This is a genomic window from Actinoplanes italicus (assembly GCF_003001815.1).
In the GTDB taxonomy this organism is placed as follows: domain Bacteria; phylum Actinomycetota; class Actinomycetes; order Mycobacteriales; family Micromonosporaceae; genus Actinoplanes; species Actinoplanes italicus.
Window position 1 is genome coordinate 279,505 of record NZ_PVMZ01000007.1, and the last position, 21,112, is coordinate 300,616.

Below are 21,112 nucleotides of genomic sequence, written 5' to 3' on the forward strand. Positions count from 1 at the left end.
GGAACCGCATCGTGCCTGCCCCGCCGCCGGGCAGGTAGCCCGGCAGCGGGGTATCTCACGCGGTCGCGGGCAGCCGGACCGTGACGACCGTGCCGTGCGGCTGGTTGGGACCCGCCGTGACGGCGCCACCGTGCTGAGCGGCGGTCTGCGCGACGATCGCCAGGCCGAGCCCGGAGCCGGGCATGGCACGGGCCGCCGGAGCGCGGTAGAAGCGGTCGAAGACGTGCGGCAGATCCTCCGCCGCGATACCCGGCCCGCTGTCGGCGACGGTCAGCACGCCACCGGCCAGACGGGTGGTGACGGTGGCGCCGGGCGGACTCCACTTGGCCGCGTTGTCCAGCACGTTCACCACCATCCGCTCCAGCTCACCGAACCGGCCCTGGACGGTCACCGGGGCCAGATCGGTGTCGAAGATCAGACCCGGCGCCCGGATCCTGACCCGGTTGATCGCGGCCGTCACCACCTCGGCGAACTCCACCTGCTCGACCGTCTCCCGGCTGCCCTCCTCACGGGACAGCTCGACCAGCTCGGTGGTGAGCGTGGCCAGCTCGCGGACCTGGGCGTCCAGGTCGTCGAGCAGTTTGACCCGCTCCTCGGGCGGCAGCCGGTGCGCCAGTTCGGGCTGGTGCTCCACCGCGAGCAGGAGCTCGACGTTCGTCCGGATGCTGGTCAGCGGGGTACGCAACTCGTGGCCGGCATCCTCCACCAGGGCCCGCTGAGACTGCCGGGACGCGTCGATGGCGGTCAGCATCGCATTCACCGAACGACCCAGACGGGCGATCTCGTCGTCGCCGGACACCTCGATCGGCCGGGTCAGGTCCATCGACACGGCGACATCCTCGACCGCCTCTGTCAGGTGGTCGACCGGGGCCAGCCCGGCCCGTGCCACCGTGCGCCCGAGCACCGCGGCGCCCGCGATCCCGGCCGCACAACCGATCGCGAGCAGCACCGCGAACAGGGCCAGCGCCCCCTCGTCCGGCGACGGGTCGAGGCCGACCTGCACCGCTCCCCCGCCCTCGATCGGGACGGTCAGCATCAGGTACTCACCGGGGCCGATGGTGATCTTCTCCTGCGCCTCCGGATGCCCGGCCGTGGCGATCGCGACGGCGGCGCCGGTGACCGGCAGGCGGACGGCGCTTCCACCGACCACCACGCCGCTCGGGTCGAGGATCTGCCAGCAGGGCCCGATCTCCTTGTCGTCGGGATCGGGGCGGGCGCCCTGGGCCTGCAGCCACTGCCACGGGTTCTCGGCGATGGTCCGCGCGTCGGACAGCAGCTCGGCGGAGATCTTGTTCTGCTGGATGCCGCGCACGGTCAGCCAGGCACCACCCGACACGATCAGCACGGTGGCCGCCACCGCCCCGGTCACCAGCAGCGACAGCCGGTCGTGCAGCGGTCTGCTGCGCCACCAGGCTTTCACGGAGCTCCTCCCCGGAGCACTCACAGGGGCTCCTCCCGGAGCACGAAACCTACACCCCGGACCGTGTGCAGCAGCCGGGCGTCGCCGTCGGACTCCAGCTTGCGGCGCAGGTAGCCGAGGTAGACGTGCAGGCTGTTCGACTGCTCGCCGAAGTCGTAGCCCCAGACCTGCTCGAACAGGGCGGTCCGGGACAGCACCTGCCGGGGGTGGCGCAGGAACGCCTCGAGGATGCCGAACTCGGTACGGGTCAGCTTCAGGGCGCGTTCACCCCGCCAGACCTCCCGGGTCGCCGTGTTCATCCGTACATCGGCAAAGGTCAGAAGATCTTCAGAAGGCTCCCCGCCGGCCGTCGACACGAGCGCCGAGCGACGCAGCAGGGCCCGGATCCGGGCCAGCAACTCCTGGAGCGCGAACGGTTTGACCAGGTAGTCGTCGGCGCCCGCGTCGAGCCCCGCGACCCGGTCGCCGACGCTGTCCCGGGCGGTCAGCATCAGCACCGGCACCACCACCCCGTCGGCACGCAGCCGGCGGCACGCCTCGAGACCGTCCATCCGCGGCATGCTCACGTCGAGGACCACCGCGTCCGGCTCGCCGGCCCGCACCACGTCGAGGGCGGCAAGACCGTCAGCGGCGGTCTCGACCTGGTAGCCCTCGAAGCGCAGGGTCCGGCCGAGCGAGTCACGCACGGCCGCGTCGTCCTCCACCACCAGGATCCGCATGAGGTCCATTAAAGCCGGGCGGCGTCGATCGCCGACTGCAGTGACTGCTTGTAGCCGCCACTGGTGTAGGTCGCTCCGGACACCGAGTCGATGTCCGCGCCCTGTGCCGCCAGGGTGGCCTCGATCAGCTGCGGAAGGGCCCGCGCGCTGATCTCGTCGTGCCGCTGCCCGCCGGTCGGATGGACGGGCACGCTGACCGAGGTGATCTTCCCGTCGGCGACGGTGATCACCACCTGGACGTCGCCCTCCTCGGTCCGCACGGTTTCGCCGGTGTAGGTCTGGCCCTCCCCTGCCGGAGTCGCCGCGACGGTGGTGGCGGGAGCGGCGGTGAGACCGGTGCTGGTGCGGTAGCCGAACAGCAGCACGAGCGCCGCCACGGTGGAGAGCAGCCACAGGCTGATACGTCGCATCGGAATCCCCCTTACCAGGCGAAGAGCTCGGTGTGGACACGGTCGGCGGGAACCCCGGCCGCGATCGCCGCGGCGCGGGCCGTCGCGGCCCATTCCTCGGGGCCGCAGATGTAGACGCGGGACTCGGCGATCTGAGGCGCCACCTGCCGCAACGCCTCGGCGTCGCCGGTGCCGGCCAGTTCGCCGGGCAGCCAGGAGGCGCTGCGGGCCCGGGGCCCGGTCAGCGGCACGATCCGTACGCCGCGCCGGGCCTCGAACCACTCCAGCTCGCTACGGAACGCCAGGTCGGCCTCGGTGCGGGCCCGATAGACGAGGGTGGCGTCACCGTCGCGGTACGGCAGCTCGCCGAGCAGCGACAGCAGCGGGGTGATGCCGATACCGCAGGCCATCAGCACGACCGGCTCCCCGGCGTACGACTCACCGGTCAGTTTTCCGTACGGGCCCTCGAACAGCACGCGGGTGCCGGGCTCGAGCCGGGCGACGCGGGAGCTGCCGTCGCCGGAGTCCTTCACGGTGATCCGCAGCGTGTCGCCGTGCGGCGTGGCGGACAGCGAGAACGGGTTGGCGCGCGTCCAGCCGGGGCCGTCCAGGAAGCGCCATCCGAAGAACTGCCCGGCCCGGACGGGCAGCTCGGCGAGCCGGTCACCGGTCAGATAAACCGAGGTCAGACCCGGCCCTTCGGCGACCACGCGGCTCACCGTCAGGCGGTGCTTACGGTTGCGCAAGACCGGCAACCCGATGCGGTACGCGAGGACTGCACCGGCCGCGGCCAGGTAGAGGGCCCACCAGTAGGCGCGGGCCCAGGCCGTGCCGGTGAAGTCGGCGCCGGTCCAGATCTGGTGCGGCAGCGCGAGCCCGACGCCCAGGTAGGCGTAGAGGTGCAGCAGGTGCCAGGACTCGTAGCGCAGCTTTCTCCGGGCCGCCCGGATCGAGGTGGCCACCACCATGACCAGCGCGAGCGCGCCCGCGGCGGCGAGCAGCATGCCGGGGTACGTCCAGATCAGGTCCCACAGCGTGACGAAGAAGTTCGCACCGGCCGCGTATCCGCCGGTGATGGTCACGATGTGCAGGACCATCAGCCAGAACGAGGTGAACCCGGTCCACCGGTGCCAGCGGGCCAGCCGGTCCTGCCCGAAGGCGCGTTCGACGACCGGGATCCGGGCCATCAGCAGCACCTGGATCAGCAGCAGGTCGGAGGCGTACAGGCCGGTGAGGCGGCCGATCGCGGTGATCGCGTCGCCACTGGTGAGGTCCGACAGGCCGCCGTTGCCCACCCAGAGCCCGGTCACGATCAGCAGGCTCAGTGCGGCGGCGGTCGTTCCCACGCCGGGCGTGGCCCGGCGTGGGAGTTGAACAGCGGGCGCAACGGTAACGGTCATGGGGGCAACCCTGGCGCGATCTTCTAAGACCCCGCTGGACTGTTTCTAAGGGTCTGCTAAGAGCCGTGCCGGTGTGACGGCGGACTCACGTGATCGCCATAGAGGGCTCACAGGATGCGGACAGCGACGTCCGGCGGAATGGAAACACCTGATGAACGCCACCTGAAGGAAGCCCTCCTGTGACCACGTTGCTCGCCGTCGCCGCGGATCTCATCGCGATCGCCGTCCTCACGTTCGGTGTCTACTTCCCCCGCCACCGGCGGCGGGACCTGGTCGCCGCCTTCCTCGGAGTGAACATCGGCGTCCTGGCGGTCGCCAGCGTCCTCGGTTCCTCGACGGTGGGCGCGGGGCTGGGGCTCGGGCTGTTCGGCGTCCTGTCGATCATCCGGCTCCGCTCCGACGAGATCAGCCAGCACGAGATCGCGTACTACTTCGCGGCCCTCGCGCTGGGCCTGATCGCCGGTCTCGGCGACGTGATGGACGCGCTGCACCTGGGTCTCATGGCGCTGGTCGTGGCCGCTCTCTTCGTCGGCGACCACCCGGCGCTGTTCCGCCGGCACCGCAATCAGCTGATCCGGCTCGACGTCGCCTACACCGACGAGGACACGTTGCGCGCCCATCTCGAGACGATGCTCGGCGGGCGGGTCACCAACGTGATCGTCAAGCAGATCGACATGGTCAACGACAGCACGCTCGTCGAGGTCCGTCACGTGGCCCCGGCGTCGCGCCTGGAGAGGGCCGGCGCCCGATGACCGTCGTCACCGAGATCCCGCTGTTCCACGGGTTCGCGCCGATCACGCTGGACGAACTGGTCGGCGAGGCCGCCCTGCTGACCCGCCTGGACCGCAAGTACGTCCTCCCGGCCGCCGCGCTGCCCCACCTGCTGGACCGGATGCCGGCCGGGGTGCGGGCGCTGCAGATCGACGGCCGGCGCGTCTTCGGTTACCGGTCGATCTACTTCGACACGGCCGGTCTCGACAGCTTCCACGCGGCCGCCCATCGGCGCCGGCGCCGCTTCAAGGTCCGGGTGCGGACCTATCTGGACAGTGGGCTCGACTTCGTCGAGGTGAAGACTCGCGGTTCGCGCGGGGTCACGGTCAAGGAGCGGATGCCGTACGCCGGGGACGGCTCCGATCTGGGCCCGGAGGGCCGGGCGTACGCCGCCGGGGTGCTGTCGGGCGCCGGCATCGACCCGCACGTCCACGATCTGCGCCCGGTGATGGCGACCTTCTACCGGCGCAACACCCTCTACGTCCCGTCGACCGGCAGCCGCGTCACCATCGACACCGGCCTGGCGTGGCAGCTCGCGGACGGCAGAACCGTCCTCATGCCGCACTCGGTGATCGTCGAGACCAAGTCCGGCCGGGTCGCCTCGGACGTCGACCGGCTGCTCTGGTCGCTCGGCCACCGGCCCGCCTCCATCTCCAAGTACGCGACCGGCCTCGCCGCGCTGCGCCCCGAACTGCCCTCCAACCACTGGCGTCCCGTTCTGCGCCGCCACTTCTCCAGCCTCTGATCCTCACCGCTTTCGAGAAAGGGTCCTGATGAGACTCCGCAAGAAGGTCATCGCCGCCGTCAGCTCCCTTGCCCTGGCCTCGGCCGTCCTGGCCGGATGCTCCTCCCCGGAGGGCGCCGGGACCACCGCCGTCGCCGCGACCAGCGTGGCCGCCGCGTCCGTGGACGGCACGCAGAACGCCTCCGCGGTCCTGAAGGCGAACAAAACGGTGCACACCGCGGCCGCTTCCTCGGACTCGGTCGCCGTCGACCTGACCGGCAGCTCGGCCACGTCGTCGAGTGACGCCGTCAAGGTCGACGGCGACACGGTCACCATCACCGCGGCCGGGACGTACCGGATCAGCGGACAGCTCGACGGCCAGATCGTCGTGAACGCGCCGGACGCCGCCGTGACGCTGATCCTGGACGGCGCCGAGATCAGCAGCGGCACCACCGCAGCGATCGCCGCGACCGAGATCGATCAGCTCGTGCTGTCGCTCGCCGACGGCAGCACCAACACGCTGTCGGATGCCTCGTCGTACGCCGGGGACGCCGATGTCAACGCCGCGCTGTTCAGCGCCGGGGATCTGACCGTCACGGGCTCCGGCAGGCTGACGGTCAAGGGCAACGGCAACGACGGCATCACCAGCAAGGACGGCCTCCTGGTCGGCTCCGGCACGATCACCGTGACGGCGAAGGACGACGGCCTGCGCGGCAGGGACTACGTGTCGATCGTGGACGGTGCCGTCACGGTCACCGCGGGCGGCGACGGGATCAAGGCCGACAACGACGAGGACGCCGACTCGGGTTACGTGGTGATCTCCGGCGGTACGGTCGAGCTGACCAGCACCGGCGACGGCGTGGACGCGGTCACCGACATCGTGCAGACCGGTGGCACGCTGACCGTCGCGGCCGGTGGCGGGCACACCGTCAAGCCGGCCGACGACGCCTCCGCCAAGGGCCTCAAGTCCGGTGTGATCACCGTCCTGGAGGGTGGCACGGCCACCGTCGACGCCTCGGACGATGCGGTGCACAGCGACGGCGCCGTGCACTTCAACGGCGCGAAGGTGACCGTGGCCAGCGGTGACGACGGCGTGCACGCCGAGGGCCAGCAGATCGTGGACGGCGGCAGCCTGTCGGTGACCGCGGCGGTCGAAGGGCTGGAGGCGGCCGACTTCGTCCTCAACGACGGCAGGGTGCGCGTGGTGTCGAGCGACGACGGCATCAACGGCGCCGGCGGCACGAGCACCGCCACCACCGACCAGGGCGGGACCCAGGACGCCACTCAAGGCGGCGCCCAGGGCGGGCCCGCTGCCGGTGGCGGCTTCCCGGACGGCGGCGGTGACACCGCCGGTGGCGGCTTCCCAGGCGGCGGTCCCGGTGGTGGCGGTGAGAACGTCGGTGACTTCTCGGTCGTGGTCAACGGCGGCACCCTGGTGATCGACTCGGAGGGTGACGGTCTCGACTCCAACGGCACCGCCTCGATCACCGGCGGCACGGTCGTGGTGAACGGGCCGGAGGGCAACGGCAACGGGGCGCTGGACGTCAACGGGACGTTCACGATCAGCGGTGGCACGCTGCTCGCCGCGGGCAGCGCCGGCATGGTGGTCACGCCGGGTGCCGACTCGGCGCAGGGCTGGATCTCGGCGACACTGGACAGCGCGGTCGCGGCCGGTACGACGGTGCAGATCGCCGACGGCGACGGCACGCTCGTCGGCACGTACGTGACCGGCAAGACGGTGCAGAACATCACGTACTCCTCGCCGAGGATCAAGACCGGTCAGTCGTACACGATCTCGACCGGAGGCACCGCGAGCGGCACGAGCACCGGCGGCCTGGCCGCGTCCGGCAGGCTCGGCTCCGCCGCGAAGATCGCCACCGTGACCGCCGGCCAGGCACCGTCCGGCGGCGGCCAGCGCCGGGGCCGCTGACCCCTCACCCCGGACCGGCTGTGCCGTACTGCTGCCTCAGCCCCGCCGAGACAGCAGTACGAGCCAGCCGCAAAGATCTGGCTGTGCCCTGCCGCTGTCCCTGCCCCGCCGAGACAGCGGCAGGGCACAGCTCGTGATTAGGTTGTGACTAAAGCGTCGCTCTTCGAGTTGACCTCGACGTCCGCCAAGCGCCTAGGCATGAGTATGCTGAGGCCGATCCCCAGCGGAGCATCCACACAGGACTGTCGAAGAGGTCCACGTGTCCGACGAAGTGACCGACAACGACGACAACGGCGTCAGCCATAACAGTGGTGCCACGGTCCGCCGGCTTCAGCTCGGCGGCCATTTGCGTGCCCTTCGCCGGGCCAAGGGGCTCACCCGCGACCAGGCCGGTTACACGATCCGGGCCAGCGAGTCGAAGATCAGCCGGATGGAGCTGGGCCGCGTCAGCTTCAAGGAACGCGACGTCACCGACCTGCTGAAACTCTACGGCGTCGAGGATCCGGCCGAGCACCGCCGGGTGCTGGCCATGATGCGCGAGGCCAACGCGCCGAGCTGCTGGCAGGCCTACGGCGACGTCCTCGACACGTGGTTCCAGAACTATCTCGACCTGGAGCAGGCGGCCGAGCTGATCCGCACCTACGAGATCCAGTTCGTGCCCGGCCTGCTGCAGACCGACGCGTATGCGCGCGCCGTGATCAAACTCGGCCACGACGACGACGGACCCGAGGAGATCAACCGGCGGGCGCAGCTGCGGATGGCGCGCAAGCAGGTGCTGGACCGGCCCGACGCGCCCCGGCTGTGGGCGGTCCTCGACGAGGCCGTGCTGCGCCGGCCGATCGGCGGGCGTGAGGTGCTGCGCGAGCAGATCAGCTATCTGCTCGAGGTCTGCGAGTCGCCGCGGGTCCGGCTGCAGGTGATGCCGTTCAGCAAGGGCGGCCACGCGGCTGCCGGGCAGGCGTTCAGCATTCTGCGGTTCCCGCACGCGAAACTGCCCGACGTCGTCTACATCGAGCACCTCACGAGCGGCCTCTACCTGGAGCGCCGTGAGGAGGTCGACAAGTACGCGGCGGCGATCGGCCGCCTGTTCATCGAGGCCGAGCTGCCGGGCCGGACCCCCGAGATCCTGCGCGGCTTCCTGGCCGAGCTCGACGCCGGCAAGTAAGCCGGGTCAAGCCGGTGATCAAGCCGGTCGCGACGCCGGCGAGTAAGCGGGCCTCGACGCCGGCGAGTAATCAGGGCCCTCTCGTAAGCGGACCACAGGGGACCCACAAGATCCGCCGGTTGACTGCGATGCGTGACGACGAACCCCTCACCTCACCAGCCCCGCCGGATCGGCCGCCGCGGATTCCTCGCCGGCGGATTGGGCCTGCTCGCCGCGGCCGGTGGCGGTAGCGCCTGGGCACTCGACCGCTACGTCCTCGACCACGTCGAGGTGAGCGGCGCCTCGCAGCTCGCTGCACAGAACGTGGTCGCGGCGGAGCCGGACGGCACCGGCACGGCGACCGCGGCCGGTTACTCCAGCGACACCGCGAAGATCTCCATCGAGACGGTGACGACCGGGTCCGGTGACGACCGGGTCACCTACTTCGTGGCGGACGTGCGGGTGACCGACGCGACGATCGTGAAGTCGGCGTTCGCCGAGGACCAGTTCGGCGAGAACATCATCGCCTACCCCTCGGAGATCGCGGCGTCGGCGAACGCGGTGCTCGCGATCAACGGCGACTACTACGGTTTCCGCGACACCGGCATCGTGATCCGCAACGGCGTGAAATTTCGTGACAAAGGGGCACGACAAGGTCTCGCGCTGTACGCCGACGGGTCGATGAAGCTCTACGACGAGACCGCCACCAGTGCCGACGAGCTGATCAGTGACGGGGTGTGGAACACGCTGTCGTTCGGGCCCGGACTCGTCGACGACGGCACGGTGATCAGCGGCATCGACCGGATCGAGGTCGACACCAACTTCGGCAACCACTCCGTCCAGGGACAGCAGCCGCGCACCGGCATCGGCCTGGTCGGCAACAACCACCTGCTGTTCGTCGTCGCCGACGGGCGCAGCAGCGGATACAGCCGCGGCGTCACGATGCCGGAGTTCGCGCGGATCTTCGCCGACCGGGGCGCGCGGACCGCCTACAACCTCGACGGAGGCGGCTCCTCGGCGATGATCTTCCGGGGCGGTCTGGTGAACAATCCTCTCGGCAAGGGAAGAGAACGAGGCACCAGCGACATCCTGTACGTGGCGGGCTAAGCCGTGATCGTGCTGATTCCCGCCTACCAGCCCGACCACCGTCTCGCGCACCTGGTCGAACGCCTGAACCGCCATCAGGTCCTCGTCGTCGACGACGGCAGCGGTCCCCCGTACGCCCAAGCCTTCGAAGAAGCCCGCCGCGCCGGCGCCGAAGTGATCACCCTGCCCACCAACCGCGGCAAGGGTTTCGCCCTGAAGACCGGTTTCGCCCATGTGGCCGCCCGTTATCCGGGCGAGGACGTGATCTGCGCCGACAGCGACGGCCAGCACCGGGCCGACGACATCGAGGCCGTCGCCGAGCGGTTGCGCACCACCCCGGCCGCCATGGTGCTCGGCGTGCGCCGGTTCACCGGACCGGTCCCGGCCCGCAGCCGGTACGGCAACGCCGCCACCCGCGTCCTGTTCCGGATGATCACCGGATTGGCGGTGACCGACACCCAGACCGGGCTGCGCGGCTACCCGGCACGGATGCTCGGCCGGCTCGGCGGCGTGCCCGGCGACCGTTTCGAGTACGAGCTGCGGCTGCTGCTGCGCGCCGCCCGGGAACGCCTGCCGGTCGAGGAGGTCGGGATCGCCACCGTCTACCTGGAGGGCAACCGGTCGTCGCACTTCCGGCCGGTCATCGACTCGGCCCGGATCTACGGCCCGCTGCTCGCCTTCGCCGGCTCGTCGCTGCTCGCGTTCGCCGTCGACGCCGCCCTGCTGGCCGGCATGGTGGCGCTCACCGGTCAGCTGGCCACCTCCGCGGTCGCCGCCCGGCTGGTCAGCGCCACCCTCAACTACTCGGTCAACCGGTCGGCCGTCTTCGGTGGCGGCGAGCGGGTGCCGCACCGGCGGGCGCTGCCCCGCTACGCCGCCCTCGCCGTCGTCTCGCTCACCGCGAACGTGCTGCTCCTGCGGTTCCTGACGTCGGCGACCGGCTCGCTCGCGATCGGCAAGGTGATCACCGAGGCGGCGCTCTTCCTGGCCGGGTTCGCCGTCCAGCGGATGTTCGTCTTCCACCGCCGGTCGTCCGCCACCGGCACCCCGATCGCAACCGCACGACAGCCGGCCGGCACCCGGCGGTGATCACGCTTGCGGAATGACCGACGACCTCGGCAAGTCCCCCCGTCGTGTCGCGGCCTGGCATCTGTGTCTCGCCGCGATCCCGATCGTCATCGGCGCGTACTTCGCGATGGTCCAGGCCGGCGTGTGGCCCGCCGGGCAGGTCGCGCTCTACGTCAGTGCGAACGTGACCTTCGCGGTCGCGGCCCTGGTCGTGTCGCGGCGGCTGCCGGCGATGCGGACGATCCTGATCTTCCTGGCCGGTTCCGCGGCGGCCGGCGCGACCGGTGACGTGCTGTTCTACGTGGACGCCCTGATCCACGGTGAACCGCCCTATCCCGGCGTCCCGGACCTGTTCTACCTGATCGCCTACCCTTTGATGGCGGTCGGCCTGATCCTGGTCGTCCGGCGGCGGACCCCCGGCTGGGACAGCGCCAGCGTGATCGACGCGGCGATCGTCGCGATCGGCGCCGGCTACCTGGTCTTCCTGTTCCTCGTGGTGCCGCTGGTCGACTTCGGGGACAAGGTCACCTCGCTCGTCTCGATCGCCTACCCGATCGGTGACCTGATGCTGATCGTGGTCGGCGCCCGCCTCATGCTCGGCGCCGGGCCGCGTACCACCGCGCTGCGTTTCATCGGCGCCTACCTGGGTCTCGTCCTGATCGCCGACGCGATCTACGGCTTCCAGACCCAGGCCGGGACGTACGTGGCCGGCAACTTCCTCGACGCGTTCTGGATGACGGCGAGCTTCTGCATGGCGGCCGGAGTGCTGCACCCGTCGGCGCCCAAGCTCGTCGCCGTGTCCAACACCGCCACCCCCGACGCCACCCCCGGCCGCCTGGCCATCCTGGCGATCGCCGCGATCACCGCGCCCACCTCGATGGTGATCCAGCACCTCCGCGACGAGGAGGAGCACCTGGTCGCCGCGGCGGTCATCTGCAACCTGCTGTTCCTGCTGGTCATGGTCCGGATGGCGCTGCTCGTCCAGGCGCAGCGGCACGCCGCGGTCACCGACGGGCTCACCGGTCTGCGCAGCCGCCGGTTCTTCGAGCAGGCGCTCGGCAACCAGGGTGAGCGGTCGGCCAAGTCCGGTGTGCCGGTCAGCGTCCTGCTGCTCGACATCGACCATTTCAAGAGCGTCAACGACACGTACGGCCACAACGGCGGCGACCGCGTCCTCGTCGAGGTGACGCACCGCCTGCGCGAACTGGTCCGCCCCGGCGACGTGGTCGCCCGCTACGGCGGTGAGGAGTTCGCGGTGCTGCTGCCCGACACGACCACCGCCCAGGCCGTCGAGGTCGCCGAGCGGATCCGGCGCGGGGTCAGCGCGGCACCGATCGCGGTCGGCGACTCCCGCCTGCTCACCGTGACCGTCTCGGGCGGCATCGCCGGCATGCCGGCCGCCGGTACGACCGAGGAGCTGGTGCTGGCCGCGGACCGGGCGCTGTACGCGGCCAAGCACGCGGGCCGCAACCGGGTAGCCTCCGCCGACGACCAGGCGATCGAGGAGCCCGTCGCCGTCTGACCCGGCCGGGCTCTCACCGGCTGGGCGGGACGCGGCAGAATCGTCGGCATGCGGTTCGGCATCCTGGGTCCCGTCCGGGCGGAGCGACCGGACGGGACACCGGTCCCGCTCGGTGGCCTCCGTCTGCGGGCGCTGCTCGCGATGCTGCTGCTCGACGCCGATCGGCCGATTCCGATCGACCGGCTGATCGACGGCCTCTACGGTGAGGATCCGCCGGCCGGCGCGGGCAACGCGCTGCAGTCCCAGGTGTCCCGGCTGCGGCAGTCGCTGCCGGTCGAGCTCGACTCCGCCGGTTACCGGCTGGCGATCCCCCGCGGCGAGGTCGACGCCCACCGGTTCGCCGCGCTCGCCGCCGACGGTCATCAGGCCCTCGCCTCCGGCGAGACGGAGCGTGCGGTCACCCTGCTGCGGCAGGCGACGGGTCTCTGGCGGGGAGAACCCCTCGTGGACGTACGCGACGCGCCGTTCGCGGCGACCCAGATCCCCCGGCTCACCGAGCAGCGGCTGACCGCTCTCGAGGACTGCTTCGCGGCCGAGATCGGCCTGGGGCCACTGGCGCCCGCGTCGATCACCGAACTCCGCGACCTGATCGCCGGCCACCCCCTCCGCGAGCGTCCCCGGGCCCTGCTGATGCGCGCCCTGACCGCGGCCGGCCGCCCGGCCGAGGCGCTGACCGCCTACGAGGACGCCCGCCGCACCCTCGCCGACGAACTCGGCGCCGATCCCTCGCCCGAACTGACCGCCCTCCATCGCGACCTGCTCCGCGGGCCGGCCAGCCCCTCCGCCGCGCCTGCCCCGGCCCTCCCCGGCGCGGCCTCACCGGCCCGCGCCCGGGTGCGGCACGGGGTGCCGGGGCAGCTCACCAGCTTCGTCGGCCGGGACGACGAGCTGTCGCGGGTGGCGGCCGTGTTGCGTACCCGCCGGCTGGTGACCCTGCACGGACCGGGAGGCGCGGGAAAGACCCGTCTCGCCGCGGAGGCCGCGAGCCGGTACGACGGTGATGTCTGGTTCGTCGAACTCGCCGACGCCGGGCCTGACGACGTCCCGCACGCCGTGCAGGCCGCGCTCGGCCTCCGCGACGTCCTGGTCAACTCGCCCACCGGTCACCCGCCGCCGTGGCCGGGACCCGCCGGCGACGATCCGGCGGCCCCGGGCGTGACGGACCGGCTCGTCGCCGCCCTCGCCGACCGTCACCTGCTGCTGGTCCTCGACAACTGCGAGCACGTCATCGCCGCGGCGGCCGGGCTCACCGCCCGGATGCTGGCCGGTGCTCCCGGTCTGCGCGTCCTCGCCACCAGCCGGGAACCGCTCAGGATCACCGGCGAGGCGCTGCTCCCGATCGGCGGTCTCGGTGTTCCGCCGGCCGCCGATCCGGTCGCCGAGCTCACCGCCTTCCCCGCGGTACGGCTCTTCGCCGACCGCGCCGCCGACGTGGTGCCCGGTTTCACCGTCACCGCGGCGAACGCCGACGCGGTCCGGCGGCTCTGCCGCACCCTCGACGGACTGCCACTGGCCGTCGAGATCGCGGCGGCCCGCCTGCACGCGCTGCCGGTCGCCGAGATCGCCGCCCGGATCGGCGACCGGTTCCGGCTGCTGTCCGGCGGCAGCCGCACCGCCGAGGTCCGGCACCGGACGTTGCAGGCGGTCGTGGCCTGGAGCTGGGATCTGCTGACCGAACCGGAACGCACCCTGGCCCGCCGATTCACGGTCTTCGCCGGCGGCGCCGACCTGAACGCCGTCGAACGCGTCTGCGGACCGGGGACGGGGATCGTCGACGTGCTGGCCGGGCTGGTCGGGAAGTCGCTGATCGAGCGGGACGGGGACCGCTACCGGATGCTGGAGACGATCCGGGCCTACTGCGCGGAGCGCCTCGACGAGTCCGGCGAGCGGGATCGGCTGCACCGGGCTCACGCCGAGCACTTCCTGGCGTTCGCGGCGCGCGCTGACCCGTACCTCCGTGGCTCTGATCAGATCGCCTGGCTGGACCGCCTCGACTCCGACCGGGACAACCTGCATGCAGCCTTGCGGCGCAGCATCGCGCACGGCGCGCCGGAGACCGCGCTGCGGCTGGTCTCGGCGTTGTCCTTCTACTGGTGGTTACGGGGGTTGCGGGCCGAGGCCGCGGCGCTGGCCGGGCTCGCCCTGCGCGCGGCGGGCCCGGAGCCGCCGCCCGGTCAGGACGAGGACTACGCGGTCAGCGTCTTCACCGCAGCGCTGCGCAGCGACGTGGCGGAACGGCCGGACGAACGCTGGTCCGCGTACATGCGTGCCCTGACGGCGCCGCCCGCGCAGCCGTTCCTGCTCTATCTGTCGGCGATGGCGGTCGGGCCGCCGGACGGCGACCCGGCCGGTGTCGTCGAGATGAACCGGCAACTGCGCGCCCAGATCGACGGCGACCCGTGGAGCCGGGCCCTCGGCGGTATCGGCGCCGGATGGATGGTCCTGTTCTCCGGCCTGGACCCGGCCCTGGCCGAACCGGAGTTCGCCGGTTCGCTCGCCGGATTCCGGCAGATCGGCGACCGGTGGGGCGCGATGCTGGCGCTGTCCGGGCTGGCCGAGCTGGCATCGTGGCGGGGCGATCCGGCGGCGGCCATCGCACCGACCGCCGAGGCGCTGGAACTGGCCGGGGAACTGGGGTCCACCGTGGATGTCGCCGACCTGCTGCGCGGCCGGGCGCAGGCCAGGATGGACACCGGCGACACGGCGGGTGCGGCCGCCGACTTCGCCCGGGTCGCCGAGCTCGCTCGCGAGTGCGGCGCCCCTGAACTGATCGCGGCGGCCCTGCTCGGGCTGGGTTCGATCGCGCTGTCACGGGCGTACGCCGGCACCCCAGACGCCTCCGGCTCCCCCGACGCCTCCGGCACCCCGGATCGGGAGGCGCTGGCCGAGTCGTTGCGGTACTGCTCGGAGGCGCTGGCCGCATGCCCGGCCGGCTGGTACAGCGCCGACGGCACCCGGATGACGATCCTGGTGGTGCTGGGCCGGATCGCCGAGGCCGCCGGCGACCCGGTGACCGCCGAGGCCCGCTACCGTGAGGTGTTCAGGATCCGCGGCGGCATGATCGGTTTCCAGGTCATGGCCGAGGCGTACGACCGGCTCGCCGCCCTGGCCGTGACCAGCGGCGATGCGGAGCGGGCGGCCCGGCTGCTGGGTGCGGTGCGCGCGCTCAACCTGCGCGCCGACGCTGAGGGCTCGGAACCTGCCGCGCTGGCGGCAGCTGCGGCACGTCGAGCCTTGGGGCCGGACCGTTTCACGGCTGCGGTTGCGGTCGGTGCCGCACTCACGGCGGAGGAGGCCATCGCCCTGCCGCTGGCCGGTGTGTGACCGTTCACTGCATCCGCGATGACGTTCAGTCACTGAGGTCGCCGATGCGGCGGACGACGACGGCGACGACGTTGGTGATCGGGATGAACCCGAGGTGCCGTGAGTCGAGGCTCTGTGCCGGGTTGTCGCCGAGCACGGCGATGTGGCCGGAGGGCACGGCCGGGCGGGCAAGGCCGTCCGGGGCGGGCTCGGCCGGGCCGGCGGCCACCCGTTTGATCAGCAGCGGGCCCTCCGACGAACCGGCTACGCCGTGCGGGCGCGGGTTGCGGAACACCACGACGTCGCCGCGCCGGGGTACGGCCCGGCGGCGCCGCGCGAGCAGCCGGTCGCCGTCGTCATAGGTGGGGCGCATGCTGGGTCCGCGTACCACGGCGATGAGCACGGTGGCCCGGATCCAGACGGCACCGGCCGCGATCAGGAGCAGCAGGGCGGTGATCAGCATCGTGGCCGGCTTTCTGGGCGGTCCTGCCGCCGGGCGGGCCCCCGGCGGCAGGACCTCGGTGTCAGGCGGAGCAGCTGTACGTCACCCGGTCGGCGCAGTTGTCGTAGATGTACGTGTAGCGGTAGCGAGGGATGCGGTCGCCCATCGAACCGCCGGCGCACCAGCCGACCTGGGTCGTCACCTTCCGGAGAAAGATGCAGGCGGCGTCGACCTCCGCGGCCGGGGCCATCTTCTCCAGCAGGCGATCGGCGAGCTTGCCGAACATGCTCATGGTTCCTCCCTGGTTGCGCCGGCCGGTGGGTGACCAGCCGGTTCTTCTCACCCGCCGGTCGACGGGTGAAGTTCATCCGCGTATCCGGCCGCCTGCAGCGTGAACAGGCCGGCGTAGGCGCCACCGGCGGCCAGCAGCGCGGTGTGGTCGCCGAGCTCGCTGACCACACCCTCGGACAGCACCGCGATGGTGTCGGCGTCGCGGACGGTGCTCAGCCGGTGCGAGATGAGGACGCTGGTGGAGCCGTGACGCAGGGTCCGCAGCCGGGTGTGGACCTCGTGCTCGGCGGCGGCGTCCAGGCCGGCGCTCGGCTCGTCGAGGATGAGCAGGTCACGATCGGCGCGCATGAAGGCGCGGGCGAGCGCGAGCCGCTGCCACTGCCCGCCGGACAACTGCACACCACCGGCGTCGTCGGGCTCGTCCGGTGCGAAGAACCTGGTCAGCAAGGTGTCGTAGCCGCTCGGCAGGTTCTCGACGGCGGTGTGGGCGCCGGCCCTTTCGGCGGCTGCCCGGATCGCCGTCCGGTCGTCGAGGCGCGCTACGTCACCGAGTCCGACGTTCTCGGCCGCGCTCAGGTCGTACGACATGAAGTCCTGGAAAACCGCCCCGAGCCGCCTGCGCAGATCGTGAACCGCGAATCGACGCACGTCGACGCCGTCCCAGAGAACCGTTCCGCGCGCCGGGTCGTAGAACCGGCACAGCAGTTTCACGATCGTGCTCTTGCCGGCGCCGTTGAGCCCGACGAGAGCGGTGGCCTGACCTGCGCGGATGGTCAGGTTGACGCCCTTGAGGATCCACGGCAGCGACGGGCCGTAGCGGAACCACACGTCCCGCAGCTCGATCGCGTCGCGCAGCGGCGGCACCGGCAGGACCGGCAGTCCGGCGGGCGGCACCAGGTCGGGCGGGGCGAGGACCACACGGCGGAAATGCCTGAAGATCAAGAGCGCTTGGTGGGTACGTCCGAAGTGGCCGATGATCGACGACAACAGATTCTGGACGCCCCCGGTCGCCGCGGCGAACACCACGATGTCACCGACGCCGAGCCGGCCCGCGCGCGCGGAGAGCGCCGCCCACACCAGTCCCCCGCCCGCGACCACCGCGCCGAGCCCGGTGAGCAGCGCCTGCATCCGCAGCTCCCGCACGTCCAGGTCGCGCATCCCGCGGTTGATCCTGCGGAGTTCGGTCGTCATCCGGGCGGCGAACAGGTTGCCGAGCCCGTAGAGGCGGACCTCCTTGGCGGCGGTGACCGACGAGATCAGGTCGGCGTAGAACAGTTCCCGCCGGTTGGCGTGCCCGAGCCGCAGCATCATGGCGGCGCGCGCCCTGGCCAGGGTGAGTTCGGCCCGGATCGTGGGGATCGCGGCGAGCGCCACCACCACCGTCATCCACGGGGCCATGCTCGCCAGCGCCACCGCGAAGCCCGCGATGGTGACCGTGGACTGAGCGATGGCCAGCCCGTTCGCGGTGACCTGCGCGGGGGTGGCCGGGCCGTCGGCGACGGCAAGCTGCAGCCGGTCCTGGAAGTCCGGGTCCTCGAAGCGGCCCAGGCCGCCGAACCCGCCGATCGCCCGGTAGAGCTCCACGCGCCCGGCGAGCTGGGTGCGCCGGATCAGTTCGGCGTCGGCGAAGTCGCCGAGCGCCGGCAGCAGCGCGGCGGCCAGCCCGGTGGCGGCCAGGCCGAGGACCACGGTCAGCACCTCGGACGCCGGAACGCCGGCGACGAGACGATCGAGCAGCAGTTTCGTCAGCCAGGCGAGCACGACTGGGACGAGTCCTCCGGCCAGCGCGATCGCGGCACGGATGACGAGCAGCCATCGTGACGCCCGCCAGGCCATGCCGAAAGCCGCTCGTAACAGCTCGATCATGGGGCGCAGGGCAGCACGATTCGGGCATAGCGATATGCCACTTGTTTCCCCTTAAATACGGCCATTTACCGGGATCACCGGCCGCTGCTGTACGTTACTGGATCGTCACCCGATTTGCCATCATCGATCTGCGTGGACCGTCAGCGCGCGGTGCGCGAGCCGTCAGCGCCCCCCGCGACCCTGGTGTCATGACATCGATGATCGTGGCCGAAGAGCTGCGCAAACGATATCGGGGCGGGCAAGGGACCATCGCACTCGACGGGTTCCGCCTCGACGTGCCGGGCGGCATCGTGCACGGACTCCTCGGGCCCAACGGCGCCGGCAAGACCACCGCCGTGCGGGTGCTGTCGACCCTGCTCGGCTTCGACTCCGGCCGTGCGGAGGTGGCCGGCGCCGACGTGGTGCGCCAGCCCGGCCTGGTCCGCGAACGGATCGCGCTGACCGGTCAGTACGCGGCCGTCGACGAGCTCCTCAGCGGACGGCAGAACCTCGTGCTGTTCGGCCGTCTGCACCACCTGCGGCCCCGCGACGCCCGGCGCCGGGCCGACGAGCTGCTCGAACGGTTCGGGCTGACCGACGCGGCCGGACGGTCGGCGAAGGACTACTCGGGCGGCATGCGCCGGCGCCTCGATCTCGCCGCCAGTCTGATCCGGCGACCGCAGGTGCTGTTCCTCGACGAACCCACCACCGGACTCGACCCGCGCAGCCGCAACCAGGTCTGGGACGCCGTCCGCGGGCTCGTCACCGAGGGCACCACGGTCCTGCTCACCACGCAGTATCTGGAGGAGGCCGACCAGCTCGCCGGGCGGATCTCGGTCGTGGACGCCGGCCGGATCGTCGCCGAGGGCACCCCCGACGAGCTCAAGTCGGCGCTCGGGGCGGACCGGCTCGAGGTCGTGATCCGCGAGAGCGACCGGCTCGGCGACGCGGCGGCCGTCGTCGCCCGGATCGCGGGCGGGCGGCCGGACACCGACCTTGATCGGCGCGCGGTGCGCGTACCGCTGATGGGAGATCGGGTGGAGACGCTGACCGTGACCCTGCAGGCATTGCGGGAGGCCGGGATCACCGTGGCCAACGTCGGCATCCACCAGCCCACCCTGGATGAGGCGTTCCTGCACCTCACCGGCCGCCGGGCGGCCATGCCGGCCGATCCCGCCCCGCCTCCCGCGGCCCCTCCGCCCTCCTCCCCCGCGGCCTCTTCCTCCGCGGCCCCCGCGCGGGCCTCGGCGTCCTCGGAGGTGACGGCATGAGTACGGCGATCGCGGACGGACGGGTGATGGCCGGGCGGTACCTGCGGCACGTCGTGCGGGCACCCGAGGAGATCGTCATCTATTTCTCGCTGCCGATCATGTTCGTGCTGGTGTTCGGGTACGTGTTCGGCAGCGGCATGTCGGTGCCGGGCGGTGGCGGCTACCGCGAGTTCCTGATCCCCGGCGTCTTCGTGATGACCATGTTGTACGGGATCGGCGCGACCGCCACCGGCATCGCGGTCGATGCCGGGCGCGGGGTGGTCGACCGGTTCCGGTCCATGCCGATGGCGCGGTCCGCGCTGATCAGCGGCCGGGTCATCGCCGACCTGGCTCGCGCCCTGCTGGAGACCGCCGTGCTGGTGGTGTGCGGGCTGCTCGTCGGCTGGCGCTGGCACCTCGGCCTCGGCAACGTGCTCGCGGCGATCGGGCTGCTCCTGCTGCTGCGGCTGGCGCTGAGCTGCGCCGGGGTGGCGCTCGGGCTTGCCGCGCCGAACCCGGACACGGTCGCGACCATCGTGTTCCCACTGGCCTTCCCACTGAGCGCGCTCTCCAACGTGTTCGTCGCGCCGGAGATGATGCCCGGGTGGCTGGGCACGATCTCGGAGTGGAACCCGATCTCGGCCACGACCACCGCGCTACGGGAGCTGTTCGGCAATCCGGGTCTCGGCTCGGACTCGTGGCCCGCCGAGCACGCGATGCTGCTGGCGGTCGCCTGGCCGGTGTTGTTGATCGCGATCTTCGGGCCGGTGTCGGTGCGTCTCTACCGGCGGCTCGGGCAGTAGATGTTCTGATCTTCACGGCGCTGCGGCCTGCTCTTCGACGGCGCTGCGGCTTGCTTTTCACGGCGCTGCGGCCTGTTCTTCGACGGCGCTGCGGCTTGCTTTTCACGGCGCTGCGGGCGGGCGGTCGCGGCAACGCACCGGCCGCCCGCAGCGCCGCACCGGGAAGCTCGGGTGGGAGCGTCCCGGGGACCGCGCTCCGGCCAGGCGGTCCGGTCGGCCATTCTCAGGGCGGTGAGAATGGCCACGCCTTTGCCTGCGAAGTCTGCAAGATGCTTGTTACGGTTGGCGACTCTTGGTTCACGCTGCGTGCCACACCAGACAAAACAACCAAAACTGCCTTTTAATAGCCTTTATGCTGAGAAGATCAACTCCGTTGAAGTGATCTACAGCGGGGGTGGGCAGTGCGCAATGAGGAGAGCCGGAGCACACCGGTCATCAACAGGCCGGTGCCAAGGCCCGTGACCCGGGGGCCGCAGCCGGCCACGCTGCCGATGGCCGAACCCGGAAACACCGCTCCCCTGCCCCTGGAGCTGGTCCGTCGTGACATCGCCGGCGACCGCCCCGGAGTACCGCTCATGCTGCGCATCCGGGTCCTCGACGCCGTGCACGGCACCGCGGTCAGCGCCGCAGTGGTCGACATCCGGCACCGCGACGCCACCACCGACGACGAAGTGCGCGGCGCTCAGGTCACCGACACCGACGGGTACGCCGAGTTCCGTACCGTCCATCCCGGCCGCGAACCCGGACAGCACGCCCACATCATCGCCTCCGTCCACGTCGGCGGTTACCTGGCCGGTGGCCGGACCGTCACCTACACCGGCCCGCTCTACATTCCCGAGCAGATCGCCGGCCAGGTGGTCGGGGGCCTGTCCCCCACCGACGACCCGCAACCCGGCATCGGCGGCATGCTGACCGTGGTCCCCCGGGACCGTTTCGACCTGACCGCGGGCCTGCTGGCCACCGTCATCACCACGGTTGGCCCCTGAGAGTCCCCGCCCCCGTCTG

The 21,112-nt window shown here is 71.6% G+C and carries 18 protein-coding genes; 11 read left to right on the forward strand and 7 right to left on the reverse strand.

Features of this window, described 5'->3' with window-relative positions; all coding sequences use genetic code 11:
• Positions 1-55: 55 nt before the first annotated feature.
• Genes CLV67_RS19380 through CLV67_RS19395 form a run of 4 tightly spaced genes read right to left on the reverse strand, consistent with a single transcriptional unit; the run spans position 56 to position 3,928 of the window.
• Positions 56-1,420: a HAMP domain-containing sensor histidine kinase gene (locus tag CLV67_RS19380; RefSeq protein ID WP_106320279.1), complete on the reverse strand. Its 1,365-nt coding sequence runs from the start codon at positions 1,418-1,420 to the stop codon at positions 56-58.
• A gap of 20 nt (positions 1,421-1,440) precedes the next feature.
• The gene (locus tag CLV67_RS19385; protein WP_106320605.1) at positions 1,441-2,139 is read right to left on the reverse strand and encodes a response regulator transcription factor; all 699 of its coding nucleotides are present in this window, start codon (positions 2,137-2,139) and stop codon (positions 1,441-1,443) included.
• Between the two features lie 8 nt (positions 2,140-2,147).
• A complete protein-coding gene (locus CLV67_RS19390) occupies positions 2,148-2,549 on the reverse strand; it encodes an FMN-binding protein (RefSeq protein ID WP_106320281.1) in 402 nt (133 codons plus the stop codon).
• Positions 2,550-2,560: 11 nt separating this feature from the next.
• Positions 2,561-3,928, reverse strand: coding sequence for a ferredoxin reductase family protein (locus CLV67_RS19395; protein ID WP_106320283.1), 1,368 nt, complete (start codon positions 3,926-3,928; stop codon positions 2,561-2,563).
• A 179-nt stretch (positions 3,929-4,107) separates the two neighbouring features.
• On the opposite strand from CLV67_RS19395, the gene CLV67_RS19400 reads away from it, so the two are divergent.
• From CLV67_RS19400 to CLV67_RS19435, 8 genes are all read left to right on the forward strand, one after another.
• A complete protein-coding gene (locus CLV67_RS19400) occupies positions 4,108-4,680 on the forward strand; it encodes a DUF4956 domain-containing protein (RefSeq protein WP_106320285.1) in 573 nt (190 codons plus the stop codon).
• Positions 4,677-5,444, forward strand: coding sequence for a polyphosphate polymerase domain-containing protein (locus CLV67_RS19405; RefSeq protein WP_106320287.1), 768 nt, complete (start codon positions 4,677-4,679; stop codon positions 5,442-5,444). The genes CLV67_RS19400 and CLV67_RS19405 overlap by 4 nt, the downstream gene beginning before the upstream one ends.
• Positions 5,445-5,472: 28 nt before the next feature.
• A complete protein-coding gene (locus CLV67_RS19410) occupies positions 5,473-7,353 on the forward strand; it encodes a carbohydrate-binding domain-containing protein (RefSeq protein WP_106320289.1) in 1,881 nt (626 codons plus the stop codon).
• A 259-nt stretch (positions 7,354-7,612) separates the two neighbouring features.
• Positions 7,613-8,518, forward strand: a complete 906-nt coding sequence (locus CLV67_RS19415; protein WP_239166410.1) for a helix-turn-helix domain-containing protein — start codon at positions 7,613-7,615, stop codon at positions 8,516-8,518.
• 132 nt (positions 8,519-8,650) lie between these two features.
• A complete protein-coding gene (locus CLV67_RS19420; RefSeq protein ID WP_239166411.1) occupies positions 8,651-9,604 on the forward strand; it encodes a phosphodiester glycosidase family protein in 954 nt (317 codons plus the stop codon).
• A 9-nt stretch (positions 9,605-9,613) separates the two neighbouring features.
• On the forward strand, positions 9,614-10,672 hold the full coding sequence (locus tag CLV67_RS19425) for a bifunctional glycosyltransferase family 2/GtrA family protein (RefSeq protein ID WP_239166412.1): 1,059 nt from the start codon (positions 9,614-9,616) through the stop codon (positions 10,670-10,672).
• A 13-nt stretch (positions 10,673-10,685) separates the two neighbouring features.
• Entirely contained in the window at positions 10,686-12,173 is a 1,488-nt protein-coding gene (locus CLV67_RS19430; protein WP_106320293.1) for a GGDEF domain-containing protein, read from the forward strand.
• Between the two features lie 48 nt (positions 12,174-12,221).
• Positions 12,222-15,497, forward strand: a complete 3,276-nt coding sequence (locus tag CLV67_RS19435; protein WP_106320295.1) for an ATP-binding protein — start codon at positions 12,222-12,224, stop codon at positions 15,495-15,497.
• A gap of 25 nt (positions 15,498-15,522) precedes the next feature.
• Here CLV67_RS19435 and CLV67_RS19440 read toward each other — a convergent pair whose 3' ends face one another.
• The 3 genes from CLV67_RS19440 to CLV67_RS19450 all read right to left on the reverse strand — a co-directional run bounded on the left by CLV67_RS19440 (position 15,523) and on the right by CLV67_RS19450 (position 18,075).
• Complete coding sequence (locus CLV67_RS19440; protein WP_106320297.1) at positions 15,523-15,939, reverse strand: S26 family signal peptidase; 417 nt, start codon at positions 15,937-15,939, stop codon at positions 15,523-15,525.
• Positions 15,940-16,000: 61 nt separating this feature from the next.
• The gene (locus tag CLV67_RS19445; protein WP_106320299.1) at positions 16,001-16,210 is read right to left on the reverse strand and encodes a hypothetical protein; all 210 of its coding nucleotides are present in this window, start codon (positions 16,208-16,210) and stop codon (positions 16,001-16,003) included.
• 47 nt (positions 16,211-16,257) lie between these two features.
• Positions 16,258-18,075 (reverse strand): ABC transporter ATP-binding protein, encoded by a 1,818-nt coding sequence (locus CLV67_RS19450; RefSeq protein WP_106320301.1) that lies wholly within the window; start codon positions 18,073-18,075, stop codon positions 16,258-16,260.
• A gap of 188 nt (positions 18,076-18,263) precedes the next feature.
• Here CLV67_RS19450 and CLV67_RS19455 point away from each other — a divergent pair, with 188 nt between their 5' ends.
• The 3 genes from CLV67_RS19455 to CLV67_RS19465 all read left to right on the forward strand — a co-directional run bounded on the left by CLV67_RS19455 (position 18,264) and on the right by CLV67_RS19465 (position 21,093).
• Positions 18,264-19,325 (forward strand): ATP-binding cassette domain-containing protein, encoded by a 1,062-nt coding sequence (locus CLV67_RS19455; protein WP_106320303.1) that lies wholly within the window; start codon positions 18,264-18,266, stop codon positions 19,323-19,325.
• Positions 19,322-20,107 carry an ABC transporter permease gene (locus CLV67_RS19460; protein ID WP_106320305.1) on the forward strand — a complete coding sequence of 262 codons (786 nt, stop codon included), beginning with the start codon at positions 19,322-19,324 and terminating at the stop codon, positions 20,105-20,107. The genes CLV67_RS19455 and CLV67_RS19460 overlap by 4 nt, the downstream gene beginning before the upstream one ends.
• Before the next feature lie 446 nt (positions 20,108-20,553).
• A complete protein-coding gene (locus tag CLV67_RS19465; RefSeq protein ID WP_146169230.1) occupies positions 20,554-21,093 on the forward strand; it encodes a peptidase associated/transthyretin-like domain-containing protein in 540 nt (179 codons plus the stop codon).
• The last annotated feature ends 19 nt before the right edge of the window (positions 21,094-21,112 follow it).

Excerpts from the sequence above, each read along its gene's own strand:
- CLV67_RS19430 (WP_106320293.1), top strand. The coding sequence starts at position 10,686 with ATGACCGACGACCTCGGCAAGTCCCCCCGTCGTGTCGCGGCCTGGCAT.
- CLV67_RS19390 (WP_106320281.1), bottom strand. The coding sequence starts at position 2,549 with ATGCGACGTATCAGCCTGTGGCTGCTCTCCACCGTGGCGGCGCTCGTG.
- CLV67_RS19405 (WP_106320287.1), top strand. The coding sequence starts at position 4,677 with ATGACCGTCGTCACCGAGATCCCGCTGTTCCACGGGTTCGCGCCGATC.
- CLV67_RS19410 (WP_106320289.1), top strand. The coding sequence starts at position 5,473 with ATGAGACTCCGCAAGAAGGTCATCGCCGCCGTCAGCTCCCTTGCCCTG.
- CLV67_RS19450 (WP_106320301.1), bottom strand. The coding sequence starts at position 18,075 with ATGATCGAGCTGTTACGAGCGGCTTTCGGCATGGCCTGGCGGGCGTCA.
- CLV67_RS19385 (WP_106320605.1), bottom strand. The coding sequence starts at position 2,139 with ATGCGGATCCTGGTGGTGGAGGACGACGCGGCCGTGCGTGACTCGCTC.
- CLV67_RS19395 (WP_106320283.1), bottom strand. The coding sequence starts at position 3,928 with ATGACCGTTACCGTTGCGCCCGCTGTTCAACTCCCACGCCGGGCCACG.
- CLV67_RS19440 (WP_106320297.1), bottom strand. The coding sequence starts at position 15,939 with ATGCTGATCACCGCCCTGCTGCTCCTGATCGCGGCCGGTGCCGTCTGG.
- CLV67_RS19460 (WP_106320305.1), top strand. The coding sequence starts at position 19,322 with ATGAGTACGGCGATCGCGGACGGACGGGTGATGGCCGGGCGGTACCTG.
- CLV67_RS19455 (WP_106320303.1), top strand. The coding sequence starts at position 18,264 with ATGACATCGATGATCGTGGCCGAAGAGCTGCGCAAACGATATCGGGGC.
- CLV67_RS19435 (WP_106320295.1), top strand. The coding sequence starts at position 12,222 with ATGCGGTTCGGCATCCTGGGTCCCGTCCGGGCGGAGCGACCGGACGGG.
- CLV67_RS19445 (WP_106320299.1), bottom strand. The coding sequence starts at position 16,210 with ATGAGCATGTTCGGCAAGCTCGCCGATCGCCTGCTGGAGAAGATGGCC.